The following is a 12,202-nucleotide window of genomic DNA, read 5'->3' as shown; positions in this document are numbered from 1 at the left end:
CCACTTCGAATTGAAGGTGAGCGATCCGCCTCCCCCACTGGATCGACCGTGGTACGAACGGGCCTGGAACTGTACTTCGACAACGTGTCGCAAAAGTGCATCACAGATGCGCCGCTGGTTCGTCTGTCGCTAGTGCTGTGTCACAACGCGATCATCGGTGCTCATGCCACCGCTTCGGAGTCCATGAAGAAGCAGCGTTTTCGGTCAGATGAGGGTATGTAGCGCACTGCATGCCCGAAGACGGTCATACAGTGGCATTCTCATGTTGACTTGAAGCAATGCACCTGCAGATGGGGTACGTTGCAGACGCCGGTTCGGATGCTGCTTCTTCGGAGTTCCCGGAGAACCAGCGGCGCCGGTTGATTAATTTCAGTCAATTCCCGGGCAGGCCTATTTTCCTTTCTGACGCCGGATCGCTTCGATCACCGCGTCGTCGAGTTGTTTTAAGCCTTCGTCAGGCTTGATGTCATAAAAGCCCGTATGGTGGTGCGCGACTTTTCCGTCATGGCCAATGACGATCCAAAGTGGCAGGGGGGCACCTGTGGCGCGAGGATCACCGAATTCGGAGAGTGCCGTTTCATCATCGATGGCCATGTCATAGCCAACATTCATAAATTCCAGCAACTTCTTCATGGAACGGAGGGCGGTATTCTTCTGATCGGGATTAGCGAACCGTTCGTCGACGTTTACTCCGATGACGCGGACGCCAAGTTTCTTCCGTTTGTTATTCAGGAAATCGAGGTAGCCAATCTGGCCGTACGGCTCATTCAGTGGTTCACCGCGGTACTGCCAGAAGTGCAGAACGACGACTTTGTCTTTGGCGTCGTCGCTGGTGAAGGTCGATCCGTCGGTCAGTTTCAGAGTCCACTCCGGAGCAGGGCGGCCAACGAGTTTTTTCTCCAGACCAGCAACTCCATCCAGACGCTTTTTCTGCTGTTTCAAATCCAGGCCGATGGAGGCGACGAGTCGAGACCACCCGGTCCCTTCGGCTTCTTTTTCGTACTGAGGGAGATTGGACTGGAGCGACTTCAGTTGATCCCGTGTCAGTTCGATGACTTTTTGATCGCCCGTCCGCCCCAGTTCTGCCTGGACGCTAAGCAGTGACATGAGAGACGCACGGTTTCGATCAAGATCAGAGCTTGGGATTTGTTTTTGTGATTGCAGATCCAGTTTGAGTTGGAACTCGTCCCCCCGGCCGATGATGATTTTCTCTTCGAGTGACAAGAGGATTCCCGTCGCTGGTTCAATGACCATCGTCTGAACCGGGCCGAAGTTCGACGCGACTTCGACCACCAGACCTTCACGCCCTTTCACGTTCTTCTTGCGGGTGACCACGTAGGTGTAACGACCTTCGGTCCAGGTGGCCTGTGGGGTGAGCTTTTCAGCAAACTCACAGAGCGGCGAACGCACCGGCAGGGGATACTGCTGATCGTTGTGAGTGTACAGCAGACGAATCGACCGGGGCTTTGCGGACGCGGTGCCGGCCAGGGGGAGCAAGCCGAAACGTTCAGGCCAGCCGAAACTTCCGCCACCACGTTCTTCCAGATAGTAAGCGAGTTGAGGGTCACCTTTTTCATCGTCAATGGTCACGGCGTAGAGGCTGAATGATTTAACCTCAGACTCACCCGTTTTCGCCTGCTGACTCAGCGAGCCAACGTATTGCAGTTCCGTTCCTGGTTGAAGATTTGCAACCGATAACCAGGCGACCAAACCGATCAGAGCCCCATTCACAAGCCACGTCCTTTCGACTGCATTTCAGCAGCGCTTGATTGTTCTACGAGATCGACTGCAAAGTGATGCCGCCAGAGTCGACGAGGGAGCGAGACGAGGACTCACGCGGGAGTGCACCACTGCGTGCACAGTGAGCCCCTCCGTCGAAGAGCGACTGCGTCCGGGCCTAAATGAGCGCGGTGACCGTTGTGTTGTCGGCAATTCTCGCAGTCGACTCCTTTCCAGTTCCCGCAGTTTCTTCACGCTTAAGTTCTACGGAATCGGAATTCGATTTCCTGGCCCGGTGAACGAGCACTCAGCAGGGCCGTTGCAGTTCAGCAACCCTCAAATGATCCCACAAGCGTATCTTGATCGATGCGAGAATCGTCCACAAGCACCGGGCACGGAATCCAGGGACGAGATTGTGTTCCTGTAAGCGAAATTTGGACGGAGGCGAATGAATGCACAGAGCCTGGCAACTCTTCCCCCTCGTTGACACCGTTGAACGACGCTCGTAGCTTTTATCTCACCGTCAACCGAAATAATCTGCATACCCGTCAAACCCTTCATCCCGAAGGAAAGAATGATGATTCGATTTCAAAAGTTCCTCTGCACAAGCGGAATCGTACTATCCGGAATCATGTTTTCGTCAGAGCAGGGATTCTCTCAGGCGAACCTCCCGCTGGCGACGACGGGGGAGCAGGTCGTGATTAAGCGCGAAGCGACTCGCGTCATTGATCCGCACAAGTATCGTGTCCCTCTGGCCGTCGAAGCGAATCAGACAGTCACGCTGGTGGCTCCGTTCGATGGACTCGTCAAACAACTCGCAGCGAAGACAAATTCCAGGGTACAGGCTCAGGGTGAGGTCGTTCGGCTGGATAATTCCGTCCAGAAACTTCGTCTGGCGCATGCCCAGGCGATGCTGAAAAAAGCGATTGCCGAACAAAAAGCAGCGGGGAAGGAAGAGATTACTGCAGAGTTGGCTCAGGCGGGGGTCGACATCGCAAAGATCGATGTGGAACTTGCGCAATCACTCCTGGATCTCGCCACGATTCGGGCACCCTTCGCCGGCGAAGTGCAGCGCGTGCTGGTCACTGAAGGCCAATTTCTCCGTGCAGGGGATCCCGTCGCAATCGTGGCGGACAGCAGTAAGGTGAAAGTCGAAATTCCGGTTGAGCGAGCACAGGCGGAAAATGGCAAGAGTTTTCCTCTGAAGATCGAAGGGGTTGAAGTTCAGGGGAAAATTGATCAGGTGCTGCCGCTGCCGGCCCGGTTCGATGTGCTGCGGGAACTTTTCGATTCCATCGCGTCAGTGCAGGTCGTGGTGGACAACAATGGTGAGAAGATCAAGGCAGGGCAGACCGTCTTTGTCCCCCTGATTCCACGTCAGCCCGTTACCGAAGTGCCTGTCACCGCGGTGGGGAATCTGCCTGATGGAAATCGAAAAATACAGGTCGTTCGTCAATATGTCGTGCGGGATATTCCTGTAACTGTTCTGGCGCAGGTCGGGGGTTCTCGCGTCTTCGTCAGCGGGCCGTTTGCGGAAGGGGATGAGGTGATTTACGAATCGTCTCACCAATTGGGCGATGGTTTTCAACTGAAGCCTTCGTCCGGGACTTCGGTTGCAGGGGGCGCGGCGCCTGAGAAAGGCCCCGCCTCTCCCACCACAGTCAATCCAACGAATACGAACCCCAAGGCCCCCCCGTTCTAAATCGGAACCTTAATCTCGCTGAGGATGCGGGATGCAGCGGTTCCTCAAAAACACGTCGGGACAGCGGTTGCAACGATGGTTATACTTGAAACGATAATCGCGAGCGGATTGATGCGCTTGCGCCGCGGCTGAGAGCAAAGAGCGAAACTGAAGTGGGGAGCCGGTCATGGCTAATGAAGAGCAACTCGTCGACGATCAATATCAGCTTGCGGTGTGTATTGCTTCGGGGGGCAGCAGTCAGGTGTGGGAAGTCGTCGAGAAAACTTCCGGACGGCACTTGGCCATGAAGTTGCTCAAAACCGATGTTCCCGACTTCAAAGAAAATAAAGCGCAGATGAAGCGCGAGTCGGAAATTCACAAAACGTTCGAACACCCACTGATTGTGAAATTTGAAAGGTACTCATCGAACCGCGATCATACGTACATTTTGATGGAGTACTTCCGCGCTTCGAACCTCAAGCTTCAGATCAAGGCAGACTCAAACAGTGTTCATTTGAAGGTCCGACAGCTGTTTGAAGGAATCTGTTCTGCTCTGTCGCATGTTCACAATAAGGGTTTCATTCACCGTGATATCAAGCCCGACAATGTGCTCATGAATAAAGCGGGTGAGGTACGGTTGTGTGACTTTTCGCTGTCGACGAGGCAGGCAACCGGTCTCAGCAAAATGTTCGGAGGGAAGCTGAAGACGATTCAGGGGACACGAACGTACATTGCTCCCGAAACGATCCGACGCCGTCAGCCCACGATTCAAACCGATCTTTACAGTCTTGGTGTGCTGTTCTTTGAAGTCCTTGCAGGAAAGACTCCGTTCCAGGCCCCGACGCCTGAAGAACTTCTGCAAAAGCATCTTGGGGCAGAACCGCCCAATCCCTCCGAATTCAATCCCAATGTCACCCCAGAGATGGATCGAATTGTTGCGAAATTGCTGAAAAAGAAACCGACGGACCGCCCTGCCAGTGTGGATGAAGTGCTGCAGGAGCTGAAACGGATTCGCATTTTCAAAGAGGACATTATCGATGCCGCGGCGGTGAAAAAGGCGAACGAAGACAAGGACGCCTTGGAAATGCTTTCCGAAGTGCGACTTGACAGCCGAGCGGACGCGAAGCTCAAGGAAATGCTGGCGACAAATCCCGAGTTCGCACAAAAATTTGCAGAGGAAAAGCTGAATCAGGAGAAAAAGAAGAAAGCTGCCAATCAGTTGCAACTGGACCGCATCAAGTCCGCTGAGACCGAGGATGCAGCCCGGGCAAAAGGCAAGAAGGGGGCGGCGCCCGCTCCGGCCGCCCAGCCCGTGCCTCCGCAGGTAGCGATGCCGATGCCCATGCCCGGCTATCCACCCGGCTTTCAGCCGTATCCACCTGGGTACCCGGGGTATCCGCAGGGGCAGATGCCCATGATGCCACCCCAAATGATGCCGCCGCAGATGATGCCCCCTCAAATGATGCCTGGAATGCCGCAGCCCATGCCGGGGATGCCGCAATACGCTCCGCAGCCACCCATGGGAAATCCGCAGGCGATGCACCAGCCTCCGCGACCGGCTGCTCCGGTTCCCCCTTCAGGAGGCCAGCCCCCAGCGGTCAAGCAGGGCCCTCCATCCGCTGCCGCCACCCCACCCGGACCTCAGGGGGTTCCACAGCGGCAACCGACGCACCCGCAAACGCCCCAAGTCCAGCCTGGTATGGCACCTGTGGCGCGACCAACTGCGACTCCTCCGGCCGCTCCGGCGCAGCGCGTCAATCCCGCACCGGTCACTCCGATGCCACAACCGGGGGCGGGGGCTCCGCCAGCGAATCGTCCCGCCGCGCCACCGGCAAAACCACCTGCAGCGAAGACTCCGGCAGGAGGTCCGTACACGGGACCTGCTCCTCGCCCCGTCACTTACCAGACCCCTGCGAGCCCGGAGAACGCCGATCTGGAGTATATGACCGATTTGCCGGATATCCTTTAATCTGCTATAGAAACGGTCCTCGGGGTTAGAGAAATCGCTCTGTGTGAGACAGATCTCCGGATCGAACCAATCTCACCAGAAACGATTCCTGTAAGTCCTGTTCCGCATGTCTGCTTCCGGGAGGAAAACCGGTCGCGATGCTCTTGGCAATTTTAACCACAGTGCAACGTCTGCCGAATTTGTAGATCGCGTACTCTGTGATGTGGTGCATTGAATTTGCGTGATTGCGTGAGGATGGCCTGATTCATGAAGCCTCAGTATGTGCTGCCCTTTGAGCGGCCGATTGTCGAACTCGAAGAACAGTTGGCGAGACTTGAAGCTCAGCCAGCTCCTGTCCCCACGACACTGGAAGCCATCCGCAATATGCGGGTCGAAATCGCGAAGTTGAAGCGAGATGTTTTCGAAAACTTGAATCCGTGGGAAACTGTCCAGGTTGCCCGTCATCAGGATCGACCTCAAGCGCGGGACTACATTGAGCTGGTCTGCGATGAATTCATCGAGCTTCACGGCGATCGGGCCTTCGGGGACGACCGGGCCATCAATGCGGGCTTTGCGAAGATCGACGACTGCAAGGTTCTATTCATCGGGCAGCACAAGGGGCGAAATCTGAAAGAGCGCAACGAGTGTCTCTACGGATGTGCGCATCCCGAAGGCTATCGCAAAGCGCTGCTCAAAATGGAACTCGCCGCCAAGTTCAATCTGCCGATCGTCTGCCTCGTCGACACACCAGGAGCCTATCCGGGGATCGGTGCCGAAGAGCGAGGTCAGGCTTATGCCATCGCAGTCAATTTGCGAGAAATGTCTCAGCTACCCGTACCGATCATCTGCATCGTCATTGGAGAAGGGGGCTCGGGCGGGGCGCTCGGTCTGGGGATTGGTGACTACGTCGGCATTCTTCAGTTCGCCTATTACTCTGTGATCAGTCCTGAAGGATGTGCGGGGATCATGTGGAAGAGTGTTGAGTTCGCCAGCAAGGCCGCCCACGCTCTCAAGTTCACGGGACCCGACTTGCTCAAATTCGGTGTTGTGGACGAGGTGATTCCAGAACCGATTGGTGGAGCGCACCGAGATCATCGTGCGATGGCCAGTGTTCTTAAATCGACGATCGTCCGGAACCTGCGCGCACTGGAACAGATTCCCAAGGAAGAACTGCTCGAGCGTCGCTATCAGAAGTTCCGCCGCATGGGCGAGTTTGAAGAGTTGGCCGCTGTGAGCGATGCGTAGGCGGGTCAGTCTATCGCGAGGTTTCATCCGGTGTTGTGCGTTGTGGCCGCACCGGCTCACCGTCTGAAAGTCGGTCCTTCTCGGTCCGAATTCGGTCGACATTGAACGTCCGATAATGTCTGTTATGTTGCTTTTTGTTTTTAAAAACCTCAAGAATGCATGGGGTTTGAGAGTCCCACCCTGATCGGCCTCGATTGAGCGAATCTGCGGACGATCGAATCCTTCTCGATGTCTCACCTGTTCTTTGTGGCTTGGCTTCACCATCGCAGAGTTGCAAACCGGCGGCGCGTCAGCGGGCACGGCTTCGGGGCGTGTTTGCAGTTGCTGGGCTGGTCGAGCACCCGGTTGCGATGGAGCTCTTAAAACTCTTTCTGGCTGTCGACCAGCAGCGTGACTGGCCCGTCGTTGACGAGTTCTACATCCATGTGAGTCTGGAATCGTCCTGTGGCAGTCACGATGCCTTGGCCCTGAACTTGGGCAACGAAGATGCGATAAAGCGAGTCGGCGATCTCTGGTCGTGCCGCCTTGATGAAGCTCGGGCGCCGCCCCTTCCGGCAATCACCCAGAAGTGTGAACTGGCTGACGACCAGCATCTGGCCTCCCACGTCGGCAAGTGAAAGGTTCATCTTGTCGTCGGGGTCGTTGAAGATTCTGAGCCCCACAATTTTGTCTGCAAGAGCGCTGGCGTCGTCTTCGGTGTCCGTATCAGAGACGCCCAGCAGTACGAGCAACCCCTGCTGGATTTGTCCCGTGATCTCTTCGCCTACCGTGACCTTCGCTCGTTTCACGCGCTGCACGACCGCTCGCATGTCGATAGTTCTCCTGAAATTGAATGAGACGCGCCTCGACGCATCGCTTCGACCAGCCCCCGGTCAATCCGTTCGTCCGTCCGGCAGTGTTACTCGGTGACGGAGTCGGCCAGATTCAGCTCGTCCGGCAGTAGCACTGGCTGGTTTAACAGAACCTGGCGGATCAGGACGGCGGTGATCGAGGACTGTTGCAATCCGTACCGGTAGTGTCCTGCGGCGATCGTTGCGTTCGCGAATTGAGGTAAGCGACCCAGATACGGTCTGCCTCGTGTCGAGAACGGGCGCAGCCCGGCCCAGCATTTCTCGAATGTCGCCCGTTTGAGTGCGGGAACCAGTCGCTGCGCAAAGTTGATCAGCTCACCGACGGCGCCTGCCGTATTTCGTTTATCGAATCCGGATCGTTCTTCCGTCGATCCCACCAGCATTCGACCGTCGGCTCGGGGAACAAGATACTGGCGGCCGACCTGTATCACCGATCGCACGGGAAGAGGCTCTGCTCGCAGTAAGACAATCTGGCCTTTGATGGGTTCGATCTGAACGGTCAGTCCCAGTTGGCTCAGAAGTTGACCCGTCCAGGTTCCGCCGGCAAACACATACTCGGCACCTTGGTGCGTGTCAGAGCCCGTTTGAACCGCCTGGATGCGTTCGCCTTTCATCTGAATTTGTTGCACGGGGCACCCAGCCTGCAACTCGACCCCCCGCATTGCGCAACCCGCCAGAAGAGCCTGTAAGTGTCTGGGATTGCGAACCTGATGAAAGTCGGGCAGGAAATAGGCGGAGGAGATTTCAGCGCTGATTTCCGGAAACCGCCGACGCACTTCGGAGACATCTTCCGTTTCGATGGTCACGCCTTCGGATTTGAGCGCCGTGAGCTCCAGTTGATAGCTGGACTGCGGCCCACCCGCGTCATCCATGCGGAGTTCAATCCCCCCGCAGCGAATAAAGCCGTTGTCGATACCCGTTCTCGATGTCAGTTCGTTCGACCAGTCAGGCCAGAGTGCATGAGCAGCGCCGCGCAACCGGGCTTCGGCGGTCTTCGCGTTCGCCAGATTTCCTGGGGGCAACATGCCCGCACCTGCCCAGCTTGCTTCCCGGCCGAATGCTCCTTGCTCCAGCACGCGAACAGAGAGTCCCTTACCCGCAAGTTCCCAGGCGATTGACAGCCCAATCACCCCTCCTCCGATGACAATGACATCAGGCATATGGCGACGCTACTTCTTTCCCTTTTTGACACCGCTTGGCAGAGAACTGGCGTAGCCCATCGCTACCGTCTTCGCATCCGTATTGTAGACGGCTTTAATCGCCGCGTCGGGAGCCGTTCCCGACTGCAATCTTTGAACAAACTGATTGAACTGAGACACGTCACCTCGCTTGAGCAGATACTCGACCAGAGTAAAACCGATCGGTCCGACTTCACCCGGCGCGAATGTCCCATTCGAGAAAATTGTTTCCGGCTCGGTAATCTGCGATTCCTGCAGGATTCCACCCGCCACGCGAGGCAGGGCGATCAGGTAGACATTCCCCGGTGCCTTGCGATGCGCAATCGCCAGCCCCGCACCACGGATCAACCAGTCGGGCAAATTGGAGCCACCCCGCTTGAGGAAAGCCCCTGTTGCATGTTCAACCAGGTTGACCTGCATTCCGGGCGACGAATCCGAGGGTGTGTCGCCGATGTCCTGTAAGGCGATGAAGGCCTCTTCCAGGGTGGGGCTGACTTGCGAATGTCCCGTGACTTCCCGGGGAACTTCACGTCGATGAACCGAGTTGTTGAACTCTTCGTAACCGAATCGTTCCTTGAAAACGAAGACGGCGAGTTTTCCTTTCCAGAGTGGATCATCCTTGACCTTGAAGGTCTGCCTGAGAGCGGCGACCTGTTCGGCGGCCCACTTGTCAAGCTGGCTCAACCGCTCTTCCGAGACATCGCCATAGAACAGGAAGTCATTGGATTCCCGGACATTCGGTTCAATGTTCGGAAAGGTCTTTTTCCAGTCTGCCAGTGAGGCATCTTTTCGCTTCTGCACCCACTGCTCGGGCGTGTATTTCGCCATGGCAGCCGCTTGCCGTTCTTCCTGCGTCGGGAAGTTCTTCTTGGGATCATCTCCGTCAAAGGTGGCTCCCTCAAGAATCCAGGTCTTGAGGTTATCGTACCATTTGCGAGTGATGCCCGTCTGGTTCCCGGCAGGCATCACAGGGGTGTCGTCTCCATTGACGAGTCGCCAGAGCCGGCTTTCTTCGAGGTTACCGGCAACGATGACCGCCCCGCTGCTTCCCCCCTTCATCAGCTTCTCGAATGACATGACCGAGAACCCACTTCGTTTGGTGGTGTCGTTGTGACAGCGTCCACAGGTGTCGACCATCTCGGGCATCAGGTCTCGCATGAATTGAACGGTTTCTTTCCCGGTCGACTTCACGATCTCGGCTTTTCGCGGCGCTGTGACTGGTTTGCCAGTCGCAGCGCCCTTTGCGAGTGACGCGAGCGGCGAATCCTTGTCACCTTCGAACTTGGCACCCCCTTCGATCCAGGCTCCGATCGCCAGAATTTCCTGTTCAGAGAGCGGGGGGGCTCCTTTCGGCATGCGCAATTCCGCGTCTGGAGCGACCAGTCGTCTGATCAGCAGACTGTTCTCGGCACTGCCGGGGACCACCACCTTGCCGCTGGCACCCCCCTTCTCCAGATCTGCGAACGTATCAAGGTTCAGGCCTCCCTTGCCGTCTTCGGTATGACAACTGACGCATTTGGCCACGAGGATCGGAGCAATGTTTTTTGCAAAGATGGACCCTCCTTTGGCGGCACCACCTCCACCTCCGGCTTTGGCTGCGGCGCGACTCAAGAGCGTGCGGGCTTTCTCGAGCTGAAGCTGAACGGGTTTGAGTGCGGGGTCGGTCTCATTCAGTCCCGCATCTTTCACGAACTGGGCGACACGCTCTTCGGAAGACTGAATCGCCTCTTCGGCCTCTTCAAATTTCTTCTTGGAAATCAGCGAGGTGATCTTGCTGACCTGGCTTGTGATCTCTTTCAGTTCTTTCCGCTGTTCGGCAGTGAGGGCAGCATCGACAGAGCCGACCATCCATCCCAAAATCAATAAGCAGCAGACGCTGAACGTCGGAATGCTTCGTTGCATCGATATTCATCCGTTTTGAGGAATGCATTCGATCATCGAACAACGGGACTTCTCGAAAGCCTCGTTACGTCAATTCATAAGTGATGTGCTTCGCTGGCTGGCTCGAAGGGAGCCTGTTCAACTGAGCAGTCAGAAGGTTAAACAGCGATTGTTCCAGTGGAGTCGCGTTGCCGTCCGTCGCGAAGGGCGACTTGCCGGTCACTTCGTTCCGTCCATACTCATGTTACAGTCGGATCATATCGCATCATCCTCTCGCAAGACAGACTTCGACTCATTTCCCGAATCCGGACAGGACTTGCGACGGGCAGATTGAGCCTGCGCCGACAAACCGATACTCTCAAACCTCTCAAGACCCGATTTCGTTCGTTTTCTTCCCCGATTTGATCAGTATTTCCAACATGTCGAACACACCGTCCGAGATCGAACAGAAGCGAGACCGACTGCTGGAAATTCTGAAGGGATACCGGCAGGTTGCAGTGGCGTTTTCCGCGGGCGTTGACAGCACGGTCGTGGCCCAGGCAGCACATCTCGCTTGCGGGGCTGATGCAGTTGCCGTCACTGCAGTCAGTCTCAGTCTTGCGACGGGGGAACGGGAAGAAGCAGAACAACTCGCCGCTCAGATTGGGATTCGACACGTCATCGTCGAGACGCGGGAGTTTTCCGACCCCGGATACCAGCGGAACGCCTCGAACCGGTGCTATTTCTGCAAGTCAGAACTCTATTCACGTCTGGTCGAACTGGCTCCTTCTCTGGGAGTAAAAGTGCTCGCGAATGGTGCCAATCTGGACGATCAAGGTGATTATCGGCCGGGGATGCAGGCTGCAGCCGAGTTCCAGGTTCGCTCACCCCTCATCGAAGCGGGGTTCACCAAGAAGGACGTTCGTGAACTCGCTCGGATCTGGAATCTTCCGGTCTGGGACAAACCCGCGACCCCCTGCCTTTCCAGCCGGATTGCTTATGGAGTCGAGGTCACTCCAGAGCGGGTTCGGCGGATCGATGAGGCAGAACAGTTCCTCAAAGAACTGCTGAGTCTCAATGAGCTGCGTGTGCGGTGTGAGGCGAACGAACTGGCTCGAATTGAAGTTCCTTTGGGCCAGATTCACCAATTGCTGGACCCCGTGGTGCGCGATCAGGTGCGAGGTCGCTTGCGCGAACTGGGCTTTCGCTTCGTCACCGTGGATCTGGATGGGTTTCGAAGTGGCAGTATGAATTCGGCCATTCCCCGCGAGCAACTCTTGGACGTCCAGATTCCCGCCAGACTACTACCGGAATGAGAATGCGAGCGGTCCGGTACCCCCTGCCAGCGAATCTGGTAACCTGTGAGTTGGCGAGGCTCGACTCACAGTCTCGTCGAAACGGTTTCACTATCAGAAACGGAGAGTAGCAATGGGCGAATCGGGCAAGAAAGACAAAGGCCGAAAAGAAGTTCAAAAGAAGCCTGCCCTGACGCTGAAGGAAAAGCGTAAGGTGAAGCAGGAAAAGAAGGGCAAATAGACTCATGAAACAGGGGGCGGACAATCTTGCCCGCCCCCTGTCGTCTGTGCGCCTGGCATGTTGTGTTTCTCGGAGATGCAAGTTCTCTACGGGCCGTGATGACCGGAACCGTGAGCTGTAGGACAGGGTGCCCGCCGCGAGGCGGGATCTGAAGGGAGCCGAAAGCGAAACTTGGACTCGACGA

The 12,202-nt window shown here is 56.4% G+C and carries 9 protein-coding genes; 5 read left to right on the top strand and 4 right to left on the bottom strand.

All coding sequences use genetic code 11. From position 1 onward, the window contains the following. A partial coding sequence (locus VGE80_RS15120) for a hypothetical protein (RefSeq protein WP_440593238.1) occupies positions 1–222 on the top strand: 222 nt, incomplete at its 5' end. Positions 223–390: 168 nt separating this feature from the next. Here VGE80_RS15120 and VGE80_RS15115 read toward each other — a convergent pair. Next, positions 391–1,731 (bottom strand): peroxiredoxin family protein, encoded by a 1,341-nt coding sequence (locus tag VGE80_RS15115; RefSeq protein WP_440593237.1) that lies wholly within the window; start codon positions 1,729–1,731, stop codon positions 391–393. A gap of 562 nt (positions 1,732–2,293) precedes the next feature. Between VGE80_RS15115 and VGE80_RS15110 the strand changes: the two genes are divergently transcribed. The 3 genes from VGE80_RS15110 (at position 2,294) to VGE80_RS15100 (ending at position 6,593) form a co-directional block, all read left to right on the top strand. Continuing rightward, positions 2,294–3,421 (top strand): efflux RND transporter periplasmic adaptor subunit, encoded by a 1,128-nt coding sequence (locus VGE80_RS15110; RefSeq protein ID WP_373653087.1) that lies wholly within the window; start codon positions 2,294–2,296, stop codon positions 3,419–3,421. A 166-nt stretch (positions 3,422–3,587) separates the two neighbouring features. Then, the gene (locus tag VGE80_RS15105; RefSeq protein WP_440593236.1) at positions 3,588–5,369 is read left to right on the top strand and encodes a protein kinase domain-containing protein; all 1,782 of its coding nucleotides are present in this window, start codon (positions 3,588–3,590) and stop codon (positions 5,367–5,369) included. Between the two features lie 246 nt (positions 5,370–5,615). After that, positions 5,616–6,593 (top strand): acetyl-CoA carboxylase carboxyltransferase subunit alpha, encoded by a 978-nt coding sequence (locus tag VGE80_RS15100; RefSeq protein WP_440593235.1) that lies wholly within the window; start codon positions 5,616–5,618, stop codon positions 6,591–6,593. A 359-nt stretch (positions 6,594–6,952) separates the two neighbouring features. On the opposite strand, the gene dtd is transcribed toward VGE80_RS15100, so the two are convergent. The 3 genes from dtd to VGE80_RS15085 all read right to left on the bottom strand — a co-directional run bounded on the left by dtd (position 6,953) and on the right by VGE80_RS15085 (position 10,524). Continuing rightward, on the bottom strand, positions 6,953–7,402 hold the full coding sequence (dtd, locus tag VGE80_RS15095) for a D-aminoacyl-tRNA deacylase (RefSeq protein WP_440593234.1): 450 nt from the start codon (positions 7,400–7,402) through the stop codon (positions 6,953–6,955). A gap of 89 nt (positions 7,403–7,491) precedes the next feature. Next, positions 7,492–8,604, bottom strand: coding sequence for a glycine oxidase ThiO (gene thiO / locus VGE80_RS15090; RefSeq protein WP_373653083.1), 1,113 nt, complete (start codon positions 8,602–8,604; stop codon positions 7,492–7,494). 9 nt (positions 8,605–8,613) lie between these two features. After that, complete coding sequence (locus VGE80_RS15085; RefSeq protein ID WP_397569305.1) at positions 8,614–10,524, bottom strand: c-type cytochrome domain-containing protein; 1,911 nt, start codon at positions 10,522–10,524, stop codon at positions 8,614–8,616. 398 nt (positions 10,525–10,922) lie between these two features. Here VGE80_RS15085 and larE point away from each other — a divergent pair, with 398 nt between their 5' ends. Next, on the top strand, positions 10,923–11,798 hold the full coding sequence (gene larE / locus VGE80_RS15080) for an ATP-dependent sacrificial sulfur transferase LarE (RefSeq protein WP_440593233.1): 876 nt from the start codon (positions 10,923–10,925) through the stop codon (positions 11,796–11,798). Positions 11,799–12,202: the final 404 nt, after the last annotated feature.

This window comes from Schlesneria sp. (genome assembly GCF_036405755.1).
Taxonomy (GTDB): domain Bacteria; phylum Planctomycetota; class Planctomycetia; order Planctomycetales; family Planctomycetaceae; genus Schlesneria; species Schlesneria sphaerica.
The sequence above is the reverse complement of the archived record's forward strand: the minus strand, read 5'-3'. Positions and strand labels throughout refer to the sequence as shown.